We start from the raw sequence: 24539 nt of genomic DNA, 5'->3' as shown, positions 1-24539 counted from the left end.
CTAAGCATGCCCGAGGATGACATCGGCGTCGATCCTGCCCGGCTCCGCGAGTCGTGCGTGCTGAAGCACGACACGACCCGGTCGCACCGCCGCAGCGACGATCGAGAGCGTGGCGAACCGCCCCTCCGGCCCGTCGTTGTCCCGGAGCAGCGATGTCGCTGCGTGCGGCCCGTCCGCCGTCGACGCAACCAGGGTTCGGAACCACGGCGTCCACGGGTCTGGCTCGTCGTCGATGCGCGCGATCTCCTCGAGCGGACCGGAGACAGGCGGGGTGGTGGGTGGCGCCTCCCGGAATGCCGGGAGCCAGGCCGCGATCCGCGCGACCGCGGGATCGTCGGGCGCGCCGTGCGTCAGCATGTGCACACCAGGACCGAGCGCGGTGCGCCGGACCCGCTCGCCATCCCACGCGGTGACCGTGACGGCACCGTCGGGTGCGACACGCATGAGGTTGAACGCCCGCGTCGTGGGCTGCTCCCCTGCCGGGTTCGGCTCGACGCCGTCGATCACCGCATCGAGCGGAAGGACGCCGCGGGTCGTCCACCCCCCGGCGGCGGTCGGGTCGACCGGCTCCCATCGGTTGAGCACGACGGCGAGCCCGGCGGCATCGGAGGCGGCAAGCCACGCACCGCCGGCGGACCGGTCGCGCACGCCTCGCACCGTCGGGTCGCGGTCGGGCCACCAGGCGCCTGGCGGATCCCATGGCCGTGACGGCGACTCGTCGCGCATCGCGAGCATCGTCACCGGCCAGTCGGCTCCCGGATCGGTGCGGATGACGACAGTGCACATGCGTCGATCCTCCCACCCCCGTCGAACCGGAGGCGCGGGTAGCGTCCTCCATGCGCGCACCTGTTGCGCAGGTCAGACGAAGCGGAGGCGAGTCGGGATGGAACTGGGCGAACACGAGAGCGGAGCGATGCCGCTCCGGCGAACGATCGTCGTCGGCATCACGGGCGGCATCGCGGCATATAAAGCGGTGAGCGTCGTCCGCGGCCTCGTCAAACTCGGCCACAGCGTCCACGTGGTTCCAACCGCTGGGGCGCTCCGATTCGTCGGTCGTCCGACACTCGAGGCGATCAGCCGGAATCCAGTCACCTCCGACGTCTTCGACGACGTCGCCGAGGTCCGCCACGTGGCGCTCGGGCGGCACGCCGATCTCATCGTGATCGCGCCCGCGACCGCGGACGCGCTCGCCCGCATGGCGGCGGGACTGGCGCCGGACCTTCTCGGGACGACGTTGCTCGCGTCGACAGCGCCGGTCCTTGTCGCGCCGGCCATGCACCCGCAAATGTGGGAGCACCCGGCAACGCGCGCCAACGTCGCGACGCTCCTCGACCGTGGGGTCCGCTTCGTCGGGCCGGCCACCGGAGCGCTCACCGGTGACGACGTCGGAACCGGCCGGATGGCCGAACCGGACGACATTGTGACAGCCGCAACGCGCCTCCTGTCCGACCTGGGCACGGCTGCGGCCGACGCGCCCGCGGTGCGTCACGGGTTAGGCGATCTCGCCGGAACAACCGTGCTCGTCAGCGCGGGCGGCACCCGCGAGCCGCTTGACCCGGTGCGCTTCCTCGGGAACCGGTCGAGCGGACGCCAGGGCATCGCGATCGCTGCCGAAGCGGCCCGGCGCGGTGCCGCGACGACCGTCGTCGCCGCCAACATCGACCGCGACGTCCTCGCCCACCTGCCCGAGAACGCCACCGTCATTCGTGTCGGCAGCGCGCAGGAGCTCTCGGACGCGGTGCTGCAGCGTGCGGATGCGTCCGACGTCGTCGTCATGACGGCCGCGGTCGCCGACTTCCGGCCAGCAGCGCCACGCGACACCAAACTGAAGAAAGACGACACTCCGGATCGATTCGCGCTGGAGCTCGTCCGCAATCCAGACGTGCTCGCGACCCTTGTTGCGCGTCGGCGCACGGGCCAGCTCATCGTCGGTTTCGCGGCCGAGACCGAACCGGACCGAGCGGCCCGCATCGAGCTCGGCCGAGCCAAGCTGCTCCGGAAGCCCGCGGACATGCTGGTCGTGAATCACGTCGGGTGGGCGGCGGGGTTCGAGCGCGACGACAACGCCATCGAGGTGCTCGTTCCGGGGGGCCGGGTGGTCCGCGAGGCGAGCGGGTCGAAGGCTGACATCGCGCACGTGCTCCTCGACCTCGTCGCGACCGCGCTGACGTGAGCACGCCATGAGGACGCATGGTGACCAGCACGATCCGTGGGATCTCGACCGGTTCGTGCGCGCGCAGACGGACGTCTACGACACCGCGATCGAGGAACTCCGGAGCGGCCGGAAGCAGTCGCACTGGATGTGGTTCGTGTTTCCGCAGTTGCGCGGGCTCGGTCGGTCATCCACTGCGGAGTATTACGGCATCTCGGGCATCGCGGAGGCGACGGCCTACGCCCGGCATCCGGTGCTCGGCCCACGACTCGTCGAGGCGAGCACCGTGGTCACCGCCGCGCCTGCGCGCGATGTGGACATGCTCTTCGGCGCCGTCGACGCGATGAAGCTCCGCTCGTCGATGACGCTGTTTCTCAGTACCGACGCTGATCCGACGCCATTCCAGTCCGTGATCGACCGGTGGTTCGGTGGCGTCTTGGATTCGCATACGCAGCATCGACTCGACATGTGACCATCCGGCCGTGCCTTCGTTCGTATATCAGGTACGGTTACAACGAGAAGTCCCGCCGCTTCTCGGTAGGGCATGCGTGCGTCCCGACCCGCCGCGGTCCTCACCGTCCATTCCAGGAACGAGGCCTCATCATGCCGGTCCCCCGGAGCGAACCAACCGAGCACCAACTCCTTCGCGACACCGTTCGCGAGAAAATTCACGACGCCATCATGGATGGCACGCTCGAACCCGGTGAACGACTCAACGACGACGAATTGATCGCCTGGCTCGGTGTTTCCAGAACACCGATCCGCGAAGCGCTCAGTCAGCTCGCGCGCGCCGGACTCATCGAGATGGCACCGAATCGATATACCCGCGTCACCACGCCCAATCCGGCGGAGGTCATCGAGTCGCTCCAGACACTCGGCGTCCTCTTCGGAGGCGTCGTGCGACTCGCAGTCCCCCGCCTCGAGGGTCCAGCGAAGAAGGGTGTCCTCAGCGCCATCGACGCCCTCGTCCGCGACATGGAGGCCCACGATGTCGTCAGCGTCAATCGGGACTCCCTCGCGCTCTTCACACGGTATGTGGAGGAGTGCGGGAATCCGAGCCTCGTGCGGGTATGCAAGGACACGATGGACGGTCTCGTATACCGCCTTCGCCTGCCGCAGCTCGACACGCTGGTCGACTGGGATCGGATGATCGAGGACTTCCGAAGCCTTCGCACCGCAACGGAGGCTGGGGACGCGATCGAAGCGGAGCTCGCGACCGAGGCGATTCACCAGCTGCCGCATCGCTGAGGACCGGATCGCTCGACACAACGCAACACAACACATCACTGAGGAGACCGTTCGCCGCATGGCGGGCGGTCTCCTCACCGTTTCCGGGGTGGGCAGCGGGTGACGAGACAGCGTATAGTTAGCACCGCTTACTTACTTTCACCTCGAGATCACTGTTGGAGTGACGTTGACGACTGCGCGACCGGCGCTCTTCACGAAAGACCACCCGCACTACAAGTGGGTGGCGCTCAGTAACACCACCCTGGGCATGCTCATGGCGACGATCAACTCGTCGATCGTCATCATCTCCCTCCCCGCGATCTTCACCGGCATCAAGCTCAACCCCCTCCAGCCGGGCAACGTGAGCTACCTGCTCTGGATGCTGATGGGCTACATGCTCGTCACTGCGGTACTCGTGGTGGGATTCGGGCGCCTCGGCGACATGTACGGACGCGTTCGGATCTACAACGCCGGATTCGTCGTCTTCACCATCGGATCGATCGCACTGGCATTTGACCCGTGGACGGGCGGAACCGGTGCGATGTGGCTCATCATCTGGCGCGTCGTCCAGGGCATCGGCGGAGCGATGCTCTTCGCGAACTCGACCGCGATCATCACGGACGCCTTCCCCGCCAACCGGCGCGGCATGGCGCTCGGAATCAACCAGGTCGCCGCGATTGCCGGCTCCTTCATCGGGCTGATCGTCGGCGGCCTGCTCTCGGTCATCGATTGGCGCGCGGTGTTCTTCGTCTCGGTGCCCGTGGGCATCGCCGGGACGATCTGGGCGTTCAAGTCGCTGCACGAGGTCGGTACCCGCAACCCCGGCAAGCTCGACATCCCGGGCAACGTCACCTTCGCCGCAGGCCTGACCGCGATCCTCGCCGGGATCACCTACGGCATCCAGCCCTACGGCTCGAGCTCGACCGGGTGGCTGAACCCGTGGGTGCTCGGCGCGATCGGTGGCGGCGTTCTCCTGCTCGTCGCGTTCGTCGCGATCGAAGTGCGGTCGTCCGCACCCATGTTCAACCTCGGGCTCTTCCGGATCCGCGCATTCGCCATGGCGAACCTCGCGGGCCTCCTGGCATCGGTGGGCCGGGGTGGGCTCCAATTCATGCTCATCATCTGGCTGCAGGGCATCTGGCTTCCGCTGCACGGATACTCCTACGCGGATACGCCCCTGTGGGCCGGGATCTACATGCTTCCCATCACAATCGGATTCCTCATCGCGGGTCCGCTGTCCGGGACGCTCTCGGACCGCTTCGGAGCGCGCCTGTTCGCAACGACGGGCCTCGTCGTCGTCGCCGCGACCTTCGTCGCCCTGCTGCTCATCCCGGTGAACTTCCCGTACTGGGTCTTCGCGCTTATCACCGGCATGTCCGGGATCGGCTCCGGCATGTTCGGCGCCCCGAACCGGAGCGCGATCATGAACAGCGTCCCGAAGAATCAGCGCGGTTCCGCATCCGGCATGGCCGGGACCGTGCAGAACGCCGGCACGTCACTGTCGATCGGGATCTTCTTCTCACTGATGATCGTCGGGCTGTCGTCGACGCTGCCGCAGACGCTCACAAACGGGCTGACCAAATACGGCGTGCCGGCGGCGCCCGCGCATCAGATCGGGCAGACACCGCCCGTCAGCTCGCTGTTCGCAGCATTCCTCGGGTACAACCCGATTCAAAGCCTGTTGGGTTCCACAGGCGTCCTCCATCAGCAGGGGGTCGACGCTGCCACGCTGACTGGAAAAGAGTTCTTCCCGAACCTGATCTCGCAGCCGTTCCACAACGGTCTCGTGGTCGTGTTCGCCGCCGCGGCGATCATGTCCATCATCGCCGCGATCGCCTCGCTGATCCGGGGCCGGCAGTACGTGCACCAGGACGCGGACACCGGTACCATCTCCACGACCCCGGAGCCGGTAACCGACGGAGTACGAGCATGACCCCACCCGCGCACACCCCCGCGAGCCCCGACCGCGGCGAGGTCGCGTCGCGGCTGGCCGTGGTCGTCGGCCGCCTGTCCCGGCGCAGCCGCGTGAGCCCGGGAGCGCTCTCGTACGGCATGGTGTCGGCGTTGTCGAGCATCGTGCGACTCGGGCCGATGCGTCCCGGCGATCTCGCCAGAGCCGAGGTGGTCACCAAACCGACCATGACGAGAGTGCTCGGCGAACTGGAGCAGAAGGCGCTCATCCGACGCGAGCAGGACCCGACCGACGGACGGGCGTTCGTGGTCACGGCGACCCCCGCGGGCGAAGCGGCGGTCCTCGAGGCTCGACGCGAGCGCGCAGGCATCTTCGCGGAGCTCATGCACGAACTCGACGACGACGAGATCGCGTCGATCGGCGGCGCGCTGACCGCGCTCGAGCGCGTCGCCCGCGTCGGTCAGGAGACACTCACCTCCACGAGCTGAGCGCGTGCATTCGGCCCCATGCGCGCACGCGCAGCGAGGGCCGATTCACCGTTCTTTGCGGTGGTACGGAGGCCTCGGCCAGGATCGCCAGCGAGAGTTCCCGACCGGCGGGAACATACGACCGCCAGATCCACCCGCCATCGGAATCCCGCAGCGACGCGCACTCCGGTGACCCGTGCCTCCGGCCCGCTGGTCACCCGAGATTGATCGAGCATCGCCAGCGGCGAACGCCGCGGCCGCACGCCGCCCTGGGCTGAATCGACCGCGACCCGCTCCGATCATGCGTGCCATGCCCCGGCGCCGATGGCTGACGAACCAAGAAGTGCATGATCCGTCACCACCCGAAACACCTGCTCGAATCCTCGCTCCGCTCGCGTCCTCGCCGTCTCGTGACCGCAGTCGCTGCCGCAGCGCTCATCGGCGGCGCCATCGCAGCCACCACGCAGATCGGCGTCGCACGGGCGAGTCGCGACGCGACCGCGAGTCCCGTCGGCGGAAGCGCGTTCAGCGCGGCCGCGCTGCACCGAGCCCAGGCCCGCGCGACCCTCGCAACAGCACGCCACGTCGTCGCACACGTGAACGCTGGAACCGACACCACCGCCCTGGAGGCGCAGATCACCGGGCTGCGGTCGTACCGTTCCATGTCCGTCGCCACGCTCGATCGACACATCGAGCGCACGGCGGAGAGCACGGACGCGGTCGCCGAGCAGAGCGTCTCCATCGATCGACAGCGCGCGGCCGCCGCCGCAGCCGCCGCCCAGGCCGAAGCGGCCGCGCGGGCGAAGGCGGCCGCCGCCGCAGCGGCACAGGCTGCGGCCCAAGCCGCAGCGCAGCGAGCCGCTGCCCAGGCAGCCGCTGCCGCAGCCGCCGCGCAGACCCCCTCCGGGGCGCGAGCGCTCGGCAGCTCCATGGCGGCGTCCCGCTACGGATGGTCCGGCTCGCAGTTCGCGTGCCTCAACAACCTCTGGACCAAGGAGTCCGGCTGGAACTACCGCGCCGAGAACCCGTCGGGCGCGTACGGGATCCCGCAGGCGCTCCCTGGCACCCAGATGGCCACGATCGCGAGTGATTGGCAGACGAACCCGGCCACACAAATCGCGTGGGGCCTGCAGTACATCGCGTCGGCCTACGGCACGCCGTGCGCCGCGTGGGCACACTCGCAGGCGCTCAACTACTACTGAGCGGCTCGTCCAGCGGCGTTGCTCGGTCACCGGTCGCGCCGGTTCGCCTGGGTCGTGCGACCCCGGGCTGACCGGTGACGACGGACCACGCCGGAACGTCGTGGGTCACGACCGTGTTCGCACCGACGACCGAGTCCGAGCCGATCACGAGATCGCCGAGGATCGAGGCGTTAGCCCCGAGGACGACGCGATCGCCGATCGTCGGGTGTCGCCGACCGTGCACGAGGCTCTTCCCGCCGAGCGTCACGCCGTGGTACATGAGGACGTCATCCCCGATCACGGCCGTCTCCCCGACAACGACGCCCATCCCGTGGTCGATGAAGAACCGTCGCCCGATCCGCGCACCGGGATGAATCTCGATGCCGGTCGCGGTCCTCGTCAGCTGTGCGAGCACGCGTGCAGCGAATCGCGCCCCCGGCCGCCCGCTGATCCAAAGCTGGTGCGTCCAGCGGTACATCCAGATGGCGTGCAGGCCGGAGTAGACGAGGGCGTTCTCAAGATCGCTGCGCGCTGCCGGGTCGCGCTGTCGCGCTGCGGCGAGATCGTCGCGCATCGCGCGCAGCGCTCTGATCACGCAGTGAGCCCGTCGTAGAGCACCGTGGAGAGGTAGCGCTCGCCCGTATCGCAGACGATGGCCACGATGCGCTTGCCGGCGTTCTCCGGTCGTGCGGCGATCTCAAGAGCCGCGTGCACGATCGCCCCCGACGAGATGCCCGCGAAGATGCCTTCCGTGCTTGCCAGGTCCCGCGCCACACGCAGCGCGTCGTCGAGGGACACATCGACGACCTCGTCGATGACCGAGCGGTCGAGCACCTCCGGCACGAAGTTGGCGCCGAGTCCCTGAATCTTATGCGGGCCGGCCTTGCCCTCGGTGAGCAGCGGGGAGTCCTTCGGCTCGACGGCGACGATCTGCACGCCGGGGATCTCCTGCTTCAGGACCTGGCCGACGCCCGTGATCGTTCCGCCGGTTCCCACGCCCGCGACGAAGATGTCGACGTGACCGTCGGTGTCACGGATGATCTCGGGCGCCGTCGTCGCACGGTGAATCGCCGCGTTCGCGGGCGTCTCGAACTGGTGGGCGAGAATGGCACCAGGCGTCTCGGCGACGATCTGCTCGGCGCGAGCCACCGCAGACGACATCCCCTCGGGTCCCGGCGTCAGCACGATCTCTGCCCCGTAGGCGCGCATGACCGCGCGGCGCTCGACGCTCGCGGTCTCGGGCATCGCGATGATGACCCGGTACCCGCGCGCAGCACCGACCATGGCCAGCGCAATGCCGGTGTTCCCCGAGGACCCTTCGACGATGGTGCCGCCGGGCTGGAGGGCTCCGGACTGCTCGGCAGCATCCACGATGGCGACCCCGAGGCGGTCCTTCACGCTCGCGCCCGGGTTGTAGAACTCGAGCTTCACGAGCACCTCGGCACCATCCGCTTCCGGGAATCGGTTCAACCGCACGAGCGGCGTGTTGCCGAAGGCCTGCGTGATGTTGTCGTAGATGGTTCCGGTCATGCTCGATCCCGTTCTTCCCGAGGGTGCGTGAGGCGAGTCCGCGTGGGCGGCGTGACGCCGATACTAGCCATCCACAGCCTCCCGAGCGCTTTGTGACGGGGCACGGCAAACCGATCCACAGCGGGCGCCGAATGGCACCTATGACCCGAATGATCCGAACCGCCCGCCAGCGCGCCGGGTCGCGCATGCTCAGCGTGGCCGGCGTCCGCGGCGACCAGGTCGTGGCGAACGACGCGCTCGTCGGGCCGATCGACTCGTCGGACGAGTGGATCCGACGCCGGACCGGCATCGTCACGCGGCGCTATGCCCGTCGTGAGGTGCTCGTCGAGGACCTCGCAGAGCAGGCAGGTCGAAGCGCGCTCGCTGCAGCCGCGATCGATCCTGCTCGTATCGACGCCGTCATCGTCGCGAGCATCTCCTGGATGCAGACCACGCCGGCGATGGCGCCGCTCGTGGCCCATCGACTCGGCTGCGGCCCCGGGACCGCAGCATTCGACATCAATGCCGCATGCGCCGGGTACTGCCACGGGATCGGACAGGCCGATGCCCTGGTGCGCGCAGGAACCGCGGAGCACGTGCTCGTCATCGGTGCCGAGAAGATCTCGGACTTCATCGAGCCGACGGACCGGACGATGTCGTTCATCATGGGTGACGGCGCCGGCGCCGCCGTCGTCGGGCCGGCGGACGAACCCGCGATCGGGCCGACCATCTGGGGGTCCGATGGCCGGTTGCATGGCGCCATCGGCTTGACGCATTCGTGGCTCGATTTCAAGACCGCAGCCGACGACGAGCATGTCCCATGGCCGACAGCGCGGCAAGACGGGCCAAGCGTGTATCGGTGGACGCAGACGGCGCTCCCGCAGCTGGCCGAGGCCGCGATCGCCGAAGCGGGGCTGACGCCGAGCGACATCGACGTGTTCATTCCGCACCAGGCGAACCTCCGAATCGTCGAGGGGCTCCACCAGCGGCTGGGGTTCCGCGACGATGTCGTCGTCGCCCGGGACATCGTCGACTCGGGGAACACTTCGTCCGCGTCGGTGCCGCTCGCGACCGAGCGGCTCCTGCGCGAAGGACTCGCGAAGCCCGGACAGCTGGCGCTGCAGTTCGGCTTCGGCGCGGGCCTTGCCTACGCGGCGCAGGTCGTGCGCCTTCCGGATGCTGTCGGCGACGCCGGCCCGGGAGCGCCCGGGACGCCCTCAGGCCGCTGAGAACACCGCCGAGGCGTTGTGACCGCCGAACCCGAACGAGTTGAGTATCGCCGCCTCGGCCTGCACTGACCGCGTTCCGGCCGCCACATCGACCGCGATCTCCGGATCGAGCTGATCGAGATTGATCGTCGGAGGCACCAGCTGCTCCTGCAGCGCACGCACGGTTGCCAGCGCTCCGAGGGCGCCCGAGGCGCCGAGGAGGTGCCCGGTCATCGATTTGGTGGCGGTGACGACGGGGTGCACGCCAATCGCATCGGCGATCGCAATGGACTCGTTCCGGTCGCCGAGCGGTGTCGAGGTGGCGTGCGCGTGCACGATTCCGATTTGCGACGCGTCGATCCCGCCCGTCCGAAGTGCAAGGCGCATCGTCCGAGCCTGATTGTCGGTGTCGGCCTGGACGATGTCGGCCGCGTCGGAGGTCACGGCCGTTCCGTCGAGCCAGGCACGGACCCGAGCGCCCCGCCTGGAGGCGTGTTCTGACGACTCAAGCACGAGCATCGCGGCGCCCTCACCGAGCACGAAGCCGTCGCGCTGAGCATCGAAGGGCCGACTTGCGCGCGCCGGATCGCCATCGAACCGGGAAAGCGCGCGGGTCTGCGCGAGTGCCGCGAGCACGAGCGGCTCCACGCACGCCTCCGTTCCACCGGTGAGGACGACGTCGGCCGCACCGGACGCGATGATCATGCGCGCCCAGTGCAACGCCTCCGTGCTGGAAGCACAGGCCGACACCGGTGCGGAGGCTCCGGCACGAGCACCGATCTGCATCGACAGCCACGCGGCCGCACCGTTGGCCATCATCATGGTCACGGTGTGGGGCAGCACCCGCCGCGCACCGGACCGCTCGAGCGCGTGCTGCTGGTCGATGGTGGTGTGCAGACCGCCGATCGCGCTGCCGACGACGACCGCGACGCGGTCGCGCTCCTCGCCGATCGCCGGTCCGGCGAATCCCGCATCCGCCCACGCTTCGCGGCCGGCGACCATGGCGAGCTGTTCTGCCCTGTCCATGCGCTTGCGCTCCGGCACCGTCAGGGATGTGGAGACGTCCGTATCCACGAGGGCCGCGATGTGCACCGGGAGCTCGTCGCCCCATTCGTCGATGCGGCGCACGCCGGACCGCCCATCGACGAACGCGTCCCAGGTGGCTGGTGCGGTCGCACCGACGGGAGAGATCGCACCGAGACCAGTGACGGCGACACGACGAGGATCCATAGGACCATCCTCCCCCGACCGCGCGCGCACAGCCGTCGCGCTACTGTCGATGCTGTGCAGGCCGTCGTCATTCCAGGGCTCGACGGGCCGCGTGTCGCGACGATCCGCGACGTTCCCGCACCGAGCCTCCCCCACCACCGGTCAGGCGGCGTCCGGCTCGTGATCCGCGTGCACGCGGTCGGGCTCAGTGTCATCGACATCCTGCAATCGCGCGGGGAGTACCAGTACGGCACCGAGCCGCCGTACGTCCTCGGTTCAGAGGTGGCCGGCGTCGTCGTCGAAGCGGATGCCGGATCCGGGTTCTCCGTCGGCGATCGCGTCGGAAGCATCGTGTTCTGGGGCGGTCTGGCCGAGTACGCCGCGGTCGCGCCCGACTACACGCTTCGACTGCCCGACCGCATGTCGTTCGTCGAGGGCGCCGCGCTCTACCTCAACGCCTCGACCGCGTGGTTCGCGTACTGGCGAGCCGGCTGGCGGCCCGAGTCCGGCCCGGGCGCGGACAGCGCGCCCGGCCGGGTCGGGGGCACAGTGCTCGTGCACGGCGCCGCCGGCGGCGTCGGAACCGCGGCGCTCGGTCTTGCGCACGAGTTCGGCGTCCGGGCGATCGGACTCGTCTCGACCGAGACGAAGGCTGCAGCGGCGTTGCAGGCCGGCGCCAGCCACGCGGTGGTCGCGGATGCGAACTGGAGGGACCGGGTCCGCGAGCTGACCGGCGGTCACGGTGTCGATGCAGTCCTCGACACAGTTGGCGGCGACCGCATGACCGACTCGCTCCGCGCGTTGCGCACGGGTGGAATCCTCGTCGTCATCGGATTCGTGGGCGGCGCGATCCCGAGCATCCGCGTCAATCGGCTGCTGCTTCGCAACCTGTCCGTGACCGGGATATCGATGGACACCTATGACCACGAGTTCCCGGGGACGCTCCGGATGGTTCGCGACGCGGTGGAGGCGCTGGCAGCGTCCGGCAGGATCCGCCCGCTCATCGATCGGGTCTTCCCGTTCACCGAGGCGGCCGCCGCGCTCCGCCGGATCGAGACCCGCTCGGCCGTCGGCAAAGTCGTCGTCACCGGACCGGGGTTCGAGGAACTCGCCGCGGCCAGTGCGCGAACCATCGGCGCGGCTCCGAGCACGGAGCCGGGCCTCGATGCCGCTTCCGGGAGCTCCCGTGCCGACGCCTGATCGTGGTGCGCCAGCCGATCCGTTCGCTCCGGACCTCATGGCCGGGGAGCGCGTGCTCATCACCGGCGGCGGCAGCGGGCTCGGCCGGGCGATCGCTGCCACGGTCATCGAACACGGTGGCACAGCCGTCCTCTGGGGGCGCCGAGGCGGGGTCCTGGACGCGACGGCGGCTGCCCTCGCGTCTGCCCGGCCTGGCTCGGTCGCCGTTCAGACGGTCGATGTCAGAGATGCCGACGCCGTCGACACCGCCGTCGACGAGCTCTGGCAGCAGGGTCCGCTGACCGGGGTGGTGAACGGCGCCGCGGCGAACTTCATCGCGCCGACCGAATCACTGAGCGCCCGCGCGTTCGCTGCCGTGACGAGCACCGTGATCAGCGGCTCCTTCCACGTCACGCACTCGGTCGGCCGCCGCTGGATCGCGGACGGCCGCGGCGGCTCGGTGCTGTCGCTCCTGACGACCTGGGTCGAGACGGGCTCCGCGTACGTCGTCCCCTCCGCGATGTCGAAGGCCGCCGTGAACGCGATGACGATGTCCCTCGCGGTCGAGTGGGCGCACTACGGAATCCGCCTCAACGCCATCGCACCCGGTCCTGTGCCGACCGACTTCGCGTGGGACGTGCTCGATCCTGGATCGGCCGACGTCATCGGGGCGACGGACGTGCGGGGCGTACCCGCAGGTCGATACGGCCGTCCGGACGAGGTCGCGAACCTCGCGCTGTTCCTCCTCTCCCGGGCGTGCGACTACCTGACGGGTGAGACGATCGCGATGGACGGCGGCCAGCGACTCGCGGGTCCGGCGACGTTCTCGGACCTCACGCGCCTGACACCGGACGATTGGGCTGCCATTCGCTCCCGGGCGAAAGCCGCGGCAGCAGCCTCCAAAGCGGACCGCAGCTAGCGCCGCGCGACTGGACGTGTGCAGACGTTCAGGAGCAGACTCAACGTGGAGGATCGGATGCAGCACGAGCGGACCCGCGGACGGGAACGAGCGCCACGCGTCGCGATGGCGCTCGACGAAGCGCAACGGATCGCGGAGCACGCGGCGAGCGGGCTTCTGGACACGACGGACGCCGACGTCGCACGGGTGGTTGCACAAGCAAATCGCGTGGTGATGCGCGCGCAGATGTGGGGCGCGTCCGAGGGTGCGACCACCAGGCGCTGGCGGAGGATGACGGTCATCGGCGGCCTGGTGTTCATCGCGGTCTGGGTCGCGGGGCTGCTCGTTCCGCTCGCGCTGTCCGTGCGCTGAGGCCGGACGACACCGCCGCGCTCCCCCGCCGATCGAGCTACTCGACGCCCGCCAGTCGGCGCCGCCCGATGACGTAGCTCACGGCCACAGCACCCGAGACGGCGAGCATCGCCGGGATGAAGATCTGCGTGCCCTGATTCGTGAACTCCGCGACCAGTGCGAGCGCTGTGAACGGCGCGCGCATCGTCGTCGCGAGGAACGCCGCTGCACCGATGAACGCGAACGCGGCCAGGCCCGAGCCGGGCCAGAACAGCAGCCACAGCCCACCGAGAAACGCGCCGGACGCCGAGCCGATCGCGATCGATGGCGTGAGCGTGCCGCCGACGGCACCCGCTCCGATCGTTGCGGTCGTCGTCACCGTCTTCGCGAGCGCGAGGACGAGCATCAGCACGATCGGCGCCAGCCCGAGCACGGACGGGTCGCCAAGCCGCTCGTTCATCGCGACGAGACCCATCGCGCGGCCGTTGCCCATGACCGAGGGGAACGCGACCGCGATGAGTCCGACGATCGCGAACACGATGGGCACCGACAGGAGCACGCCGGAGCGACGCGGCGCGATGTTCTGCATGCGGCCGGTGAGGCGCGAGAACCCGACCCCCGCGATGCCGAGCACCGGTCCGACGACGATCGACCAGGCGACCAGCGACGCCGACATCGTCATGTGCGGCACCGCGTAGAGAGTGTCGACCGGGACGACGAGCCGCGCGACGAACGCAGCGATGGCGTTCGTCGCGAACGCGGGAAGCGCAGCGGCGAATGTCAGCTCGCCGAGGAGCACCTCGAGCGTGAAGAGCGCGCCGCCAAGCGGCACGTCGTAGACCGCGGCGAGACCCGAGGCCGCTCCGCACGCGATCAGGATGCGCGCCTCACGCTTGGACAGGCCGGCACGCTCGGTCACGACCTGCGCCAGCCAGGCGGCGACCTCGCGCGGCGCGACCTCCTTGCCGATCGACGCCCCGAGACCGACCGAGAGGATCTGCACGCCGGCGTTCGCGACGGTCACGAGTCCATGCATTCGCGTCCCGGCGACCGCCTTCTGCACGGACACGATCGGCTTGCCGAACCGTCGGAGCGCCCACCATGCCGGCCCCGCGATCACACCTGCCGCGGCGAGGCCGAGGAACCTGCCGATCGCCGAGGAGTTGTCCGCGGCTTCCGCGCTGGTGTGCCATGGGAACCCGAAGGCGACCACCTGGATCACATGGAGCGCGACGTAGACGCCGATGCCGGCGACCCCGCCGGAGATGCCGACCAGCGCCGTGACGACGACGAGCTTGGCGACCCAACGCGGGGTGGTTCGGCTCGCGTCCGGCATGTCCTCAGCCTATCGAGCGGGGAGGACCTCCTCGTGCGGCAGACCGTGCGCCGCCGCGACGGCAGGATGCACGACGCGGCCCGCGTGCACGTTCAGCCCTGCCCGGAGCGCAGGGTCCGCTGCGAGCGCCCGCTCCCAGCCGTTCCCCGCGATCGCGAGCACGTACGGCAGGGTCGCGTTGGTCAGCGAGATCGTGGACGTCCGCGGCACGGCGCCCGGCATGTTGGCGACGCAGTAGTAGACCGCGTCATGCACCGCGAAGGTCGGGGCGTCGTGGGTCGTCGGCCGCGAGCCCTCGAAGCACCCACCCTGGTCGATCGCGATGTCCACGAGCACCGCACCCGGGCGCATGTCCGCGACCATCGCGTCGGTGACGAGCTTGGGTGCTGCGGCACCGGGAATGAGCACCGACCCGATGACGAGATCGGCCGTGCGGAGCGACTCCGCGATGGCGTAGGAGCTGGACCGCAGGGTGGTGACCCGGCCCGCGAACCGTGCGTCGAGCCTCCGAAGCCGGGGCAGGTCGATGTCGAGGATCGTGACCTCGGCACCGAGGCCGAGCGCGATCTCGGCCGCGTGCTCTCCCGCGACGCCGCCGCCGATCACCACGACCCGGCCCTTCGGGGTGCCCGGAACGCCTCCGAGCAGCAGGCCGCGACCGCCCATGGTGCGCATGAGGTGGTGCGCACCGACCTGTGGGGCGAGTCGGCCGGCGATCTCGGACATCGGCGACAGGAGCGGCAGCGATCGATCGGCGAGTTGCACCGTCTCGTAGGCGATCGCGGTGGTTCCGGAGGCGATCAGCGCGTCCGTGAGCGGCCGATCCGCGGCAAGGTGCAGATAGGTGAACAGGATCTGGTCGCCGCGGAGCCGGTGGTACTCGGCCGGCGTCGGCTCCTTCACTTTGAGGACGAGGTCTGCGCGCTCCCACACCTCGTCGGCGTCATCGACGAGCATTGCGCCGGCCGACTCGAACTCAGCGTCGGGAAACGCGGACCCCGCTCCCGCTCCGCGCTGCACGAGCACCTCGTGGCCGTGCAGGGTGAGTTCGGCGACGCCGCCGGGCGTGGCCGCGACCCGGAACTCGTTGTTCTTGACCTCGGTCGGGACGCCGATCAGCATGGTGGACTCCTTCGTGGACCGTCGGCACTCGCTCTGATGGGACGAGGGCGCCGCTCTGACTCGGCAATTCATCCACACTGCGGGAGGCGGCCGGTGGGGGCCGAACAATCAGCAACACAGGGGGCGGAATTCGCGCAGATGTTCAGCCGAAGACGCGTCCGGGGTTGAGAATTCGGAGCGGGTCGAACAGTTCCTTGATCCCGCGCTGTAACGCGAGCAGGTCATCGCCGATCTCGTCGCGCAGCCACCGGGCCTTGAGCGTCCCGACGCCGTGCTCGCCGGTGAGCGTGCCGCCGAGCTCGAGGGCCGCACGGAACATCTCGTCGGCGGCCAGCCACACCTCCTCCGGGACCTCACTGCCCTCGAACACGAAATTCGGGTGCAGGTTGCCATCACCAGCGTGAGCGACGGTCGGGATCACGATGCCGTGCCGTGCGCCGATCGCTTCGATCGCGTGGAACATGTCCGCGAGCCTGCTCCGCGGCACGCACACGTCCTCGATGAGGACGCTTCCGAACTGCTCCATCGCCGGATGGAACGCCCGGCGAATCGCAACGAGCCGCTCACCCGCGTCGGCGTCAGGAGCCAGCCGCACCTCGCCGCCCGCGAGGCCGAGCGCGCGCGCCGCGGCTGCCGCAGCCTCCTCCGCACCCGGGCCGTCGAACTGCGCGAGCAGGAATGCATCCCCCGACCAGGAGGCGCCCATCGCATCCGCCATCACGCTCGCCCCGAGCAGTGCACCGATTCGCTCGAGCGATGCCGCATCGAGGAGCTCGAGGAGCGCAGGGCGCTCGACGGTCGATGTGACTGCCGACGCTCCGGCGGCGGCCGCGGTCACATCGGGAAAGGCTGCGGCAACAGTGTGCACGGATCCGCGGGGAACGGGTACGAGTCGCACCGTCGCTCCGACGATCACGCCGAGCGTGCCCTCCGACCCGACGAGCAACGCTGTCAGATCGAGGCCGGCGACGCCCTTGACCGTGGTGCGGCCGGTGGAGATGCGTCTGCCGTCCGCGAGCACGACGTCCAGCGCGAGGACAGCCTCCCGGGTCACGCCGTACTTGACGCACCGGAGGCCGCCGGCGTTCGTCGCGATGTTCCCGCCGACCGTGGCGATCGCGGCACTCGCCGGGTCCGGCGCGAAGCGAAGTCCGAACGGTGCGGCGGCGGCGCTGAGGTCGGCGTTGAGCACCCCGGGCTCGACCACGGCGAGCTCGTTGTCGGGGTCGAGCCGGACGATGCGCCGCATGCCCGAGAGATCGAGGACCACGCTGCCGTCGATGGCCGTGGCGCCGCCGGCGAGCCCCGTCCCGGCGCCGCGCGGCACGACCGGAACCCGGTAGAGGCTGCAAGCACGCATCACGATCTGCACCTGCTCGGGCGTCAGCGCCCCGACCACGCACACGGGCACGCCCGGTGCGGGCAGGCCTGACTTGTCCACCCGAGCGGCCTGCAGTGCGTCGTCGTCGTCGCGCACGATGTCCCGATCGGTGCCCAGCTCGGCGCGGAGGTGATCGACGAAGGCACTCATGCTCCCCAGCCTGCCGTACGCGCGGCACGGACACCAGGCTCGATCGCCGCGGGGCCCGACCTACTACTCGAGCAGTCCCTGACCAGCGCTCTCGTCGATGATCAGGTCGGTGACGAGGTCTGCCGCGAGCGCACCCTGCAGACTCGCAACCTTCGAGCGACCGGCGACGACGCAGACGCGCCGCGGCGCTCGCTTGATGGTGTCGAGATCCGGGCCGCCCGCGCGGGCGTTCACGCCGATATCGCGCCACGAGCCGTCGGCGCGGAAGAAGACCGTGGCCACATCGCCGACCACATGCTCGCGCGCGAGCTCGTCGCGGTCCTCCGGGTCGAGGTATCCGCCCGAGTACACGTGACTCGGGACGGGCGCCTGCGGTGCACCGACCCCGAATACGACGAGATCCATGCGCTCGTGCAGATCGAGCACGCGACGGATGCTCCGCTCCCGGAACAGCGCCTCCTTCGTCGCGGGGTCGTCGAAGAAGGCCGGCACCGGGAACTGCTGGACGACGGCGCCGTAGGCCTCGCCGAACCGTCGGAGGATCTCCGATGCGTAGACGATGCCCGTGGTCCGCGTGTTCGCCGCGCCGTTCATCTGCACGATGGTGCTGCCGTACGTGGTCTTCGGAACGAGGAAGCGGCTCACCGCGCTCATCGTCGATCCCCAGGAGATGCCGATGATCATGTTCGACTCGATGTACTGGGTGAGGATCCGAGCGGCTGACAGGGCCACCCGTTCCAACCGCTCCACATCGCTCGTGTGGTCCGGCACGGGCACGACGTGCGCGTGGACGCCGAACCGCTGCCGGAGCCGTCGGCTGAGGGCCGCCGCCTGGTCGAGCGGCGATCGGATCTGAATGTCGACGAGGCCGGTCTCGCGGGCATATTTCAGGAGGCGCGACACCGACGACCGAGACATGCCGAGTTCGTCGGCGATCGCCTCCATCGTGAGGTCTTGCATGTAATAGAGGTGCGCTGCTCGCAACGCTTGCTGCGAACGAATGCCCTGTCCCGCGTCGCTCATGCCGCTCCTTCCATGACCGCGCTGCTGCGGCGCACCCGCGATTCGCGCTGCACTATCGTGCACGGTCCTCGGCGGCGCGAACCACTGGTCATCCTCGTGCGTCCGCGCCGTCCCGTCGCATCTTTGCACATTTGTGCACGCGAGTTGCTCGCACTGCGCGCGACGGCGCACGATCGATGTATTCCGCATTCGCCCCACGAGAAAGCGACAAGACGATCATGTCGACGAAGACACCGCAACGAGCCACTGTCACCGCGATCACCGCACGGCCGAACGCGCAGGTCCTCATCGTCGGCGGCGGCATCAACGGAATCGCAACGTTTCGTGACCTCGCACTGCAGGGTGTCGACGTGGTGCTCGTCGAGCGCAACGACTACGCCTCCGGCGCATCCGCGGCCTCGAGCCACATGATCCACGGCGGGATCCGCTACCTCGAGAACGGTGAGTTCCGACTGGTTCGCGAGTCGGTCCAGGAGCGCAACGGGCTGATCAAGATCGCGCCGCACTACGTCAAGCCGCTGCAGACGACGATGCCGGTGTTCTCGACGTTCTCGGGCATCATGAACGCTCCGCTCCGCATGCTCACGCACAAGCAGCGCTCCACGAAGGAGCGCGGTGCGCTGCTCATCAAGATCGGCATGACGATCTACGACTCGTTCTCGCGGGACGGCGGATCCGTGCCGAAGCACCGGTTCCTCACGAAGAAGGCCGCGCTCGAGGACATGCCGGCCCTCAACCACGATCTGCAGTACACGGGCACCTACTTCGACGCATCGGTGCACGAGCCGGAGCGGCTGGCACTCGACGTCCTCAAGGACGGCATCACCGCCGGCGGCGGCGCGGGAGCCCAGTCCACGGCTCGAGCGGCGAACTACGTCGAAGCGATCGGCACGAAGAACGGCGGTGTCCTGCTCCGAGATCGCGAGACCGGCGAGGAATTCGTGGTCAGCGCAGAGGTCGTCATCAACGCATCCGGCCCCTGGACCGACCTGACGAACGCGGCCTTCGGCGGCGAAACCCAGTACATGGGCGGCACGAAGGGCTCACACATCGTCGTCGACAATCCGGAGCTGCTCGCCGCCACCAAGGGGCGCGAGCTGTTCTTCGAGAACAGCGACGGCAGGATCGTGCTCATCTATCCGTTGAAGGGCCGGGTCCTCATCGGAACGACCGACATCGACGCGGACCCCGCGAAGCCGACGGTGTGCACCGAAGAAGAGGTCGACTACTTCTTCGAACTCGTTCGTCACGTATTCCCGCAGATCGCGTTGCACCGCGAGCAGATCGTCTATCGGTACTCGGGCATCCGTCCGCTGCCGCGCCACGAGGACACGGCACCCGGATTCGTGTCGCGCGACTACCGCATCGTCGAGACGCCGATCGCCGGACTTCCCGCGACCGCGGTCCTGAGCCTCGTCGGCGGCAAGTGGACCACGTTCCGCGCCCTGTCCGCGCACCTCTCGACCGAAGCTACGAAGCGCCTCGGCACGCGTCGATCGGTCGACACCGCGGGCATGCCGATCGGCGGTGGCAAGGGCTTCCCCACCGACGAGACGGCGCGGGCCACATGGATCGGCGCGCATCGCGATGGCATCGACCCCGCGATCGTCGATCGCCTGCTCACCCGCTACGGCACCCGCGCGACCGTCGTGATCGATGTGCTCGTCGAGTCCGGCGTCGAGCCGCTCGAGGCCGACGCGGAACTGACGCGTGCAGAGGTCGGGTTCTTCGTCACGCACGAGCAGGCGGTGCATCTCAGCGATGTGGTGCTCCGACGCACCAATCTCGCCTTCGTCGGCGGCGTGACGATCGAACTCCTCACCGAGCTCGCCGACGCAATGGCCGGCCCCGCCGGGTGGGATCACGCGCGCCGCGACGCCGAGGTCCAGGACACCCTGAACGTCCTGCGCGAGGCGCACGGCGTGATCGTGCCGCTCACCGCCTCCGCGGTCTGATCCATCGTCCGACCGGCGGGCGCCATCGTCTCAGATGCGCTCGCCGGTCGGGTCCGGCGCACCGCGATCGATGAACGCCGCTCCTCCGGCGGGCGCACTCGCCCATCGAAGGAGCTCCCACCCGCCGCCGGGCGTTCCGTCGAGCTCGACGATGCCGGTGTTCTCCAGCGGCTGGACAGCGACCGCCGCACTCGCATTCCGTGCGATCGCTCCCGCCCAGACGCGAATCGCCGCGCCGTGACTGACGACGACCACCGTCGAGGCCCCACCCGCGGTGACCGAGGCGACCGCCTCGTCGAAGCGAGCGAAGAAGGCGTGCCCGTCCGTGCCTCCCGGCATGCGCGCCGCGCGGTCGCCGCGTATCCACGCCGCGGCGGTCGCCAGATACTGATCGACCGCAGCCCGGTCGTTGCGCCCTTCGAGCTCCCCGGCCTCGATCTCACCGAGCCCGGGATGCTCGACGGGCATCAGTTTCGCGGCTGCCGCCAACGGGCCGGCCGTCTCCGCGGTTCGACGAAGGCTCGAGACCGCCATTCGGTCGATACGGATCGGGGCCAGTGCGGCAGGGAGCGCGGCAGCCTGTTCACGACCGAGCGGCGTGAGCCCGGGTCCCGGTGTCGCCGTATCGAGGACGCCGTCCACGTTCGCGGGGGTCTGGCCGTGCCGGATCAGGAGCAGTCGCATGGCTCCACGATACGAACGGACCTCTCTGCCCCGAGGGCAACGTCGCTACCGTGGACGATATGAGCATCGAACCGGACCGCAAGGACTGGACCTGGGTGATCGACGGCCGCTGCGCGCAGTGCGGCTATGACGGCAGGGAGGTCGGCTTCCGCGCTGTCCCGGGACTGATCCTTGCGAATGCGAGCGCCTGGCCGACCGAAATGGAACGGCCGGACGTGCGAGCGCGGCCCGATGACCGGACGTGGTCGCCCCTCGAGTACGCCGCGCACGTTCGCGACGTGTACCGCATCTTCGGCGACCGGCTCGCGCTCATGCTGCACGAGGACGGGCCGTCGTTCCCGAACTGGGATCAGGACGCCACCGCGATCGAAGCCCGGTACGGCGAACAGGACCCGGGCGAGGTCGTGCGGGACCTCGGGGAGGCCGCGCACACGCTGGCGGCGGCGTTCGATGACGTGCCCGACAATGCGCTCGGCCGAGTGGGCTTCCGATCGGATGGCGCGGCGTTCACCGTCGAGACCCTTGCACGGTACATGCTGCACGATCCGATCCATCACCTGTGGGATGTCCGCGCCACGCGCTGAGTCGGTCAGGACACACACGGACAAGCGTTGTACCGTCATCGCACTTCAGCGACTCAGCAAGGAACACCATGAAACGCTCTGTGTGGATTCCGGCGGCCATCGCCCCGGTCGTCATTGCCGGCGCGGTCGCCGCACCGGCGCTCGCCTCGACCGGTTCCACGACGTCGACCGCAGGCTCGCCGACCGCCGCGCAGGTGCTCGCGAGCGTCGCTCGGTCCAGTTCCTCGGCCTTCTCCGGCCGCGTGCACCAATCGACGGACCTCGGGCTCCCGTCGCTTCCCAGCGGCGTCGCGACGCCGGCGGGCTCTGCGAGCGCCGGAGCGGCCTCCGTGCTCGGGCTCCTGACCGCGGCGCACGACGCGCGGGTCTACGTCGACGGCCCGAGCAAGGCGCGCGTGCAGATCCTCGGTCAACTCGCGGAACAAGACGTCATCGTGAACGGCGCAAGCGTCTGGACCTGGGATTCGAAGACCCAGGACGCAACCCATTACACACTGCCGACCAAGCGGAACGGCGCGACCCCGGCCGCGCCGTCGACGGAGACGCCGACGACGATCGCGCAGCGCGCCATCAGTGCGATCACGCCGACAACCGACGTGAGCGCGCCGACGCGGTCCACGGTCGCTGGCCGCGCAGCATGGCAGATCACGCTCCGGCCGAAGTCCTCGTCGACCCTGGTGGCCGATGTCGTCCTCTCGATCGACCAGAAGACGGGTGTGCCGCTCGCGGCTCGCATCGACGCAAAGGGGCAGAAGGCCGCGGCGTTCTCCGTCGCCTACACCAGCATCGACTTCTCGACCCCGGCGGCGAACCTGTTCTCGTTCACACCCCCCTCGGGCGCGCACGTGTCCACCCACGCTGTGCCGGCGCACCCGCACGGGACCACGAAGAAGCACCCCGACTCGATGACGCCGGGCACCATCCAGGGGTCAACGGCTCCGACCCCGTCGACGCAGACGCCGAAGCACGCGGGCACCGGTCCGAAGCCGACGGTGACCGGGACCGGCTGGAACACGATCGTTCAGCTGCCCGCCGATGCGGCGAAGGGCCTGTCGAACACTGGGAAGGGTGGCTCGGCTCGCCTCCTCGATGAGCTCACGACGCCGGTGTCGGACGGCCGCGCGGTGCAGACCTCGCTTGTTACGGTGCTGATCACCACCGACGGCCGGGTCTTCGCCGGGGCGGTACCGTTGTCGGCGCTGCAGGCAGCTGCCGGGTGAGCACTGACGCCGCCATTCGAACGGTCGACCTTCGGAAGACCTTCCGGCGGCAGCACGCCGTCGACGGCATCGACCTGTTCGTCCCCCGGGGGTCGGTGTTCGGGTTCCTCGGGCCGAACGGCTCGGGGAAGACCACCACGATCCGGATGCTGTTGGGCCTGTCGAAGCCCACGTCGGGGACGATCGAGGTGCTCGAGTCGCCGATGCCCGCCTCGCTCGCGGACGTGCTCCCGAGGGTGGGTGCGCTCGTCGAAGGACCGGCGTTCACCCCGTTCCTCTCCGGGCGCGCGAATCTGCGACGGTTCGACGCCGCGGACGTGCGCTCGGTGGCGAAGACCCGCGACGAGCGCGTCCAGGTCGCACTCGAACGCGTCGGACTCCTGCATGCCGCCGACAAGAAGGCGCACGCGTACTCCCTCGGGATGAAGCAGCGCCTCGGGCTCGCCAACGCGCTGCTCGCCCCGCGAGAACTGCTCATCCTCGATGAGCCGACGAACGGCCTCGACCCGCAAGGCACCCGAGAAGTGCGCAACCTCATCCGCTCGCTCGCAGACGACGGCACCACGGTGTTCGTCTCCAGCCATCTGCTCGCCGAGATCGAGCAGGTATGCACGCACGCCGCAGTGATGCGGCAGGGGTCGATCGTCGCGCAGGGCTCGCTCGACGACCTGCGCTCGGCACGCGGCGCGCGCGTGACCGTCGCGACGCCGGACCCGGATCGCGCGGTGGCGGTGCTGCAGCGGCTGGGCGTCACGGACACGCACGTCGAGGCCGCCGGCGCATCCGGCGCGCTTCCGCCGGACCTCCCGATCGAGCGCGTCACGGCGGCGCTCGTCGAGGCAGATGTACGCGTTCGCGGGCTGAGCGCATCCGGCAGCAGCCTCGAGGACCTGTTCGTCGAGCTGACCGGGGAGGGCTTCGATGTCGCAGGCTAGTCCGGCCCGTCGCCCGTTCGCGTTCGTCGGTGCGGAACTCGCACTCGTGTTCCGCCGGTGGCGCACCTGGGCGATGCTCGGCGCCCTGGCGCTCGTGCCGATCCTCATCGCGATCGCCGTGCGCGTGAGCACCCACCATCGCACCGGAGGCCCGGCGTTCCTGTCCGACATCACGAACAACGGGCTGTTCGTCGCGTTCACCGCGCTCACCGTGTCGATTCCGCTGTTCCTGCCGCTCACGATCGGCGTCGCAGCGGGTGACACGGTCGCTGGCGAGGCCAACGCTGGAACCATCCGCTATCTGCTCGTCGCGCCCGTCGGGCGGCTGCGCTTCATCGCGGTGAAGTACCTCGGGACGATCGCGTTCATCGTCGCGGCCACGATGACCCTCACCGTCGTCGGAGTCATCATCGGGGCGATCCTCTTCCCGATCGGCCCCGTCACGCTGCTCTCGGGCACGCAGATCGGCGGGGCGGCCTACGCGGGCCGGATGCTCCTCCTGGTCGCGTATGTGTCCGTGTCCATGCTCGGCCTGGCAGCGATCGGCCTGTTCGCATCGACGCTCACGTCGGTGCCGATCGGTGCGATGGCTGCCACCGTGGTGCTGGCGGGAGCATCGCAGATCGCCGACCAACTGCCGCAGCTGGACTGGCTGCATCCGTTCCTGTTCTCGGACAGCTGGCTCGGGTTCGGCGACCTGCTCCGCGATCCGATCTCCTTCGCGTCATTCGCGTCGAATGCGTGGCTCCAGCTCGGCTACCTCGTCGTGTTCGGCGGTCTCGCCATCTGGCGATTCACGACGAAGGACATCTTGAGCTGAGCAGCTCGGTCGACGGCCCAAGCGGCAGGGCTTGGC

The 24539-nt window shown here is 69.4% G+C and carries 24 protein-coding genes; 15 read left to right on the top strand and 9 right to left on the bottom strand.

Going from position 1 to position 24539, the window contains the following annotated elements; translation table 11 throughout:
• Positions 1-786, bottom strand: a complete 786-nt coding sequence (locus tag CAM01S_RS11310) for an NRDE family protein (protein ID WP_066521446.1) — start codon at positions 784-786, stop codon at positions 1-3.
• A gap of 97 nt (positions 787-883) precedes the next feature.
• Between CAM01S_RS11310 and coaBC the strand changes: the two genes are divergently transcribed.
• The 6 genes from coaBC (at position 884) to CAM01S_RS11280 (ending at position 6960) form a co-directional block, all read left to right on the top strand.
• On the top strand, positions 884-2173 hold the full coding sequence (gene coaBC / locus CAM01S_RS11305; protein ID WP_245631627.1) for a bifunctional phosphopantothenoylcysteine decarboxylase/phosphopantothenate--cysteine ligase CoaBC: 1290 nt from the start codon (positions 884-886) through the stop codon (positions 2171-2173).
• A 7-nt stretch (positions 2174-2180) separates the two neighbouring features.
• Positions 2181-2624, top strand: coding sequence for a DUF1810 domain-containing protein (locus CAM01S_RS11300; protein WP_066521444.1), 444 nt, complete (start codon positions 2181-2183; stop codon positions 2622-2624).
• A gap of 131 nt (positions 2625-2755) precedes the next feature.
• A complete protein-coding gene (locus tag CAM01S_RS11295; RefSeq protein ID WP_066521443.1) occupies positions 2756-3400 on the top strand; it encodes a GntR family transcriptional regulator in 645 nt (214 codons plus the stop codon).
• A 160-nt stretch (positions 3401-3560) separates the two neighbouring features.
• Complete coding sequence (locus tag CAM01S_RS11290) at positions 3561-5312, top strand: MFS transporter (protein WP_245631626.1); 1752 nt, start codon at positions 3561-3563, stop codon at positions 5310-5312.
• Complete coding sequence (locus CAM01S_RS11285) at positions 5309-5779, top strand: MarR family winged helix-turn-helix transcriptional regulator (RefSeq protein WP_066521440.1); 471 nt, start codon at positions 5309-5311, stop codon at positions 5777-5779. The genes CAM01S_RS11290 and CAM01S_RS11285 overlap by 4 nt, the downstream gene beginning before the upstream one ends.
• A 326-nt stretch (positions 5780-6105) precedes the next feature.
• The gene (locus CAM01S_RS11280) at positions 6106-6960 is read left to right on the top strand and encodes an aggregation-promoting factor C-terminal-like domain-containing protein (protein ID WP_066521437.1); all 855 of its coding nucleotides are present in this window, start codon (positions 6106-6108) and stop codon (positions 6958-6960) included.
• Here the strand turns inward: CAM01S_RS11280 and cysE are convergent.
• Positions 6947-7513 carry a serine O-acetyltransferase gene (gene cysE / locus CAM01S_RS11275; protein WP_066522194.1) on the bottom strand — a complete coding sequence of 189 codons (567 nt, stop codon included), beginning with the start codon at positions 7511-7513 and terminating at the stop codon, positions 6947-6949. The two genes, CAM01S_RS11280 and cysE, sit on opposite strands and share 14 nt — an antisense overlap.
• Before the next feature lie 17 nt (positions 7514-7530).
• On the bottom strand, positions 7531-8469 hold the full coding sequence (gene cysK / locus CAM01S_RS11270; RefSeq protein ID WP_066521435.1) for a cysteine synthase A: 939 nt from the start codon (positions 8467-8469) through the stop codon (positions 7531-7533).
• 140 nt (positions 8470-8609) lie between these two features.
• On the opposite strand from cysK, the gene CAM01S_RS11265 reads away from it, so the two are divergent.
• Entirely contained in the window at positions 8610-9677 is a 1068-nt protein-coding gene (locus tag CAM01S_RS11265) for a beta-ketoacyl-ACP synthase 3 (protein WP_066521432.1), read from the top strand.
• Here CAM01S_RS11265 and CAM01S_RS11260 read toward each other — a convergent pair.
• On the bottom strand, positions 9666-10886 hold the full coding sequence (locus CAM01S_RS11260; protein ID WP_066521430.1) for a beta-ketoacyl-[acyl-carrier-protein] synthase family protein: 1221 nt from the start codon (positions 10884-10886) through the stop codon (positions 9666-9668). The genes CAM01S_RS11265 and CAM01S_RS11260 overlap by 12 nt on opposite strands.
• Before the next feature lie 54 nt (positions 10887-10940).
• Between CAM01S_RS11260 and CAM01S_RS11255 the strand changes: the two genes are divergently transcribed.
• Genes CAM01S_RS11255 through CAM01S_RS11245 form a run of 3 tightly spaced genes read left to right on the top strand, consistent with a single transcriptional unit; the run spans position 10941 to position 13314 of the window.
• Positions 10941-12065, top strand: a complete 1125-nt coding sequence (locus CAM01S_RS11255) for an NADPH:quinone oxidoreductase family protein (protein WP_083527984.1) — start codon at positions 10941-10943, stop codon at positions 12063-12065.
• Positions 12052-12963 (top strand): SDR family oxidoreductase, encoded by a 912-nt coding sequence (locus CAM01S_RS11250; protein ID WP_217999736.1) that lies wholly within the window; start codon positions 12052-12054, stop codon positions 12961-12963. The genes CAM01S_RS11255 and CAM01S_RS11250 overlap by 14 nt, the downstream gene beginning before the upstream one ends.
• A 57-nt stretch (positions 12964-13020) precedes the next feature.
• Positions 13021-13314: a hypothetical protein gene (locus CAM01S_RS11245; protein ID WP_157071541.1), complete on the top strand. Its 294-nt coding sequence runs from the start codon at positions 13021-13023 to the stop codon at positions 13312-13314.
• A 37-nt stretch (positions 13315-13351) separates the two neighbouring features.
• On the opposite strand, the gene CAM01S_RS11240 is transcribed toward CAM01S_RS11245, so the two are convergent.
• From CAM01S_RS11240 to CAM01S_RS11225, 4 genes are all read right to left on the bottom strand, one after another.
• On the bottom strand, positions 13352-14629 hold the full coding sequence (locus tag CAM01S_RS11240) for a chloride channel protein (RefSeq protein WP_066521418.1): 1278 nt from the start codon (positions 14627-14629) through the stop codon (positions 13352-13354).
• A gap of 9 nt (positions 14630-14638) precedes the next feature.
• Entirely contained in the window at positions 14639-15751 is a 1113-nt protein-coding gene (gene ald / locus CAM01S_RS11235) for an alanine dehydrogenase (RefSeq protein ID WP_066521416.1), read from the bottom strand.
• 142 nt (positions 15752-15893) lie between these two features.
• Positions 15894-17282 carry an FAD-binding oxidoreductase gene (locus CAM01S_RS11230; RefSeq protein WP_066521413.1) on the bottom strand — a complete coding sequence of 463 codons (1389 nt, stop codon included), beginning with the start codon at positions 17280-17282 and terminating at the stop codon, positions 15894-15896.
• Positions 17283-17345: 63 nt separating this feature from the next.
• Positions 17346-18305 (bottom strand): sugar-binding transcriptional regulator, encoded by a 960-nt coding sequence (locus CAM01S_RS11225; protein WP_066521410.1) that lies wholly within the window; start codon positions 18303-18305, stop codon positions 17346-17348.
• Positions 18306-18523: 218 nt separating this feature from the next.
• On the opposite strand from CAM01S_RS11225, the gene CAM01S_RS11220 reads away from it, so the two are divergent.
• Positions 18524-20260, top strand: coding sequence for a glycerol-3-phosphate dehydrogenase/oxidase (locus tag CAM01S_RS11220; protein WP_066522186.1), 1737 nt, complete (start codon positions 18524-18526; stop codon positions 20258-20260).
• A 30-nt stretch (positions 20261-20290) separates the two neighbouring features.
• On the opposite strand, the gene CAM01S_RS11215 is transcribed toward CAM01S_RS11220, so the two are convergent.
• Complete coding sequence (locus CAM01S_RS11215) at positions 20291-20944, bottom strand: histidine phosphatase family protein (RefSeq protein ID WP_066521409.1); 654 nt, start codon at positions 20942-20944, stop codon at positions 20291-20293.
• 59 nt (positions 20945-21003) lie between these two features.
• Here CAM01S_RS11215 and CAM01S_RS11210 point away from each other — a divergent pair, with 59 nt between their 5' ends.
• The 4 genes from CAM01S_RS11210 (at position 21004) to CAM01S_RS11195 (ending at position 24503) form a co-directional block, all read left to right on the top strand.
• Positions 21004-21528 carry a DinB family protein gene (locus CAM01S_RS11210; protein WP_066522181.1) on the top strand — a complete coding sequence of 175 codons (525 nt, stop codon included), beginning with the start codon at positions 21004-21006 and terminating at the stop codon, positions 21526-21528.
• A gap of 68 nt (positions 21529-21596) precedes the next feature.
• Entirely contained in the window at positions 21597-22748 is a 1152-nt protein-coding gene (locus CAM01S_RS11205; protein WP_066521404.1) for a LolA family protein, read from the top strand.
• Positions 22745-23683 carry an ABC transporter ATP-binding protein gene (locus tag CAM01S_RS11200; RefSeq protein WP_066521401.1) on the top strand — a complete coding sequence of 313 codons (939 nt, stop codon included), beginning with the start codon at positions 22745-22747 and terminating at the stop codon, positions 23681-23683. The genes CAM01S_RS11205 and CAM01S_RS11200 overlap by 4 nt, the downstream gene beginning before the upstream one ends.
• Positions 23670-24503 (top strand): ABC transporter permease, encoded by an 834-nt coding sequence (locus CAM01S_RS11195; protein ID WP_066521397.1) that lies wholly within the window; start codon positions 23670-23672, stop codon positions 24501-24503. Before CAM01S_RS11200 ends, CAM01S_RS11195 begins: the two co-directional genes overlap by 14 nt.
• Positions 24504-24539: the final 36 nt, after the last annotated feature.

It is taken from the genome of Curtobacterium ammoniigenes NBRC 101786 (assembly GCF_001571045.1).
Classification (GTDB): Bacteria; Actinomycetota; Actinomycetes; order Actinomycetales; family Microbacteriaceae; genus Curtobacterium; species Curtobacterium ammoniigenes.
The sequence above is the reverse complement of the archived record's forward strand: the minus strand, read 5'-3'. Positions and strand labels throughout refer to the sequence as shown.

Coding starts and splice junctions, on each gene's coding strand:
- CAM01S_RS11310 (WP_066521446.1), bottom strand. CDS start 786: ATGTGCACTGTCGTCATCCGCACCGATCCGGGAGCCGACTGGCCGGTG.
- coaBC (WP_245631627.1), top strand. CDS start 884: ATGGAACTGGGCGAACACGAGAGCGGAGCGATGCCGCTCCGGCGAACG.
- CAM01S_RS11300 (WP_066521444.1), top strand. CDS start 2,181: ATGAGGACGCATGGTGACCAGCACGATCCGTGGGATCTCGACCGGTTC.
- CAM01S_RS11295 (WP_066521443.1), top strand. CDS start 2,756: ATGCCGGTCCCCCGGAGCGAACCAACCGAGCACCAACTCCTTCGCGAC.
- CAM01S_RS11285 (WP_066521440.1), top strand. CDS start 5,309: ATGACCCCACCCGCGCACACCCCCGCGAGCCCCGACCGCGGCGAGGTC.
- CAM01S_RS11280 (WP_066521437.1), top strand. CDS start 6,106: ATGATCCGTCACCACCCGAAACACCTGCTCGAATCCTCGCTCCGCTCG.
- cysE (WP_066522194.1), bottom strand. CDS start 7,513: ATGCGCGACGATCTCGCCGCAGCGCGACAGCGCGACCCGGCAGCGCGC.
- cysK (WP_066521435.1), bottom strand. CDS start 8,469: ATGACCGGAACCATCTACGACAACATCACGCAGGCCTTCGGCAACACG.
- CAM01S_RS11265 (WP_066521432.1), top strand. CDS start 8,610: ATGACCCGAATGATCCGAACCGCCCGCCAGCGCGCCGGGTCGCGCATG.
- CAM01S_RS11260 (WP_066521430.1), bottom strand. CDS start 10,886: ATGGATCCTCGTCGTGTCGCCGTCACTGGTCTCGGTGCGATCTCTCCC.
- CAM01S_RS11245 (WP_157071541.1), top strand. CDS start 13,021: ATGCAGCACGAGCGGACCCGCGGACGGGAACGAGCGCCACGCGTCGCG.
- CAM01S_RS11240 (WP_066521418.1), bottom strand. CDS start 14,629: ATGCCGGACGCGAGCCGAACCACCCCGCGTTGGGTCGCCAAGCTCGTC.
- ald (WP_066521416.1), bottom strand. CDS start 15,751: ATGCTGATCGGCGTCCCGACCGAGGTCAAGAACAACGAGTTCCGGGTC.
- CAM01S_RS11230 (WP_066521413.1), bottom strand. CDS start 17,282: ATGAGTGCCTTCGTCGATCACCTCCGCGCCGAGCTGGGCACCGATCGG.
- CAM01S_RS11225 (WP_066521410.1), bottom strand. CDS start 18,305: ATGAGCGACGCGGGACAGGGCATTCGTTCGCAGCAAGCGTTGCGAGCA.
- CAM01S_RS11220 (WP_066522186.1), top strand. CDS start 18,524: ATGTCGACGAAGACACCGCAACGAGCCACTGTCACCGCGATCACCGCA.
- CAM01S_RS11215 (WP_066521409.1), bottom strand. CDS start 20,944: ATGCGACTGCTCCTGATCCGGCACGGCCAGACCCCCGCGAACGTGGAC.
- CAM01S_RS11210 (WP_066522181.1), top strand. CDS start 21,004: ATGAGCATCGAACCGGACCGCAAGGACTGGACCTGGGTGATCGACGGC.
- CAM01S_RS11205 (WP_066521404.1), top strand. CDS start 21,597: ATGAAACGCTCTGTGTGGATTCCGGCGGCCATCGCCCCGGTCGTCATT.
- CAM01S_RS11195 (WP_066521397.1), top strand. CDS start 23,670: ATGTCGCAGGCTAGTCCGGCCCGTCGCCCGTTCGCGTTCGTCGGTGCG.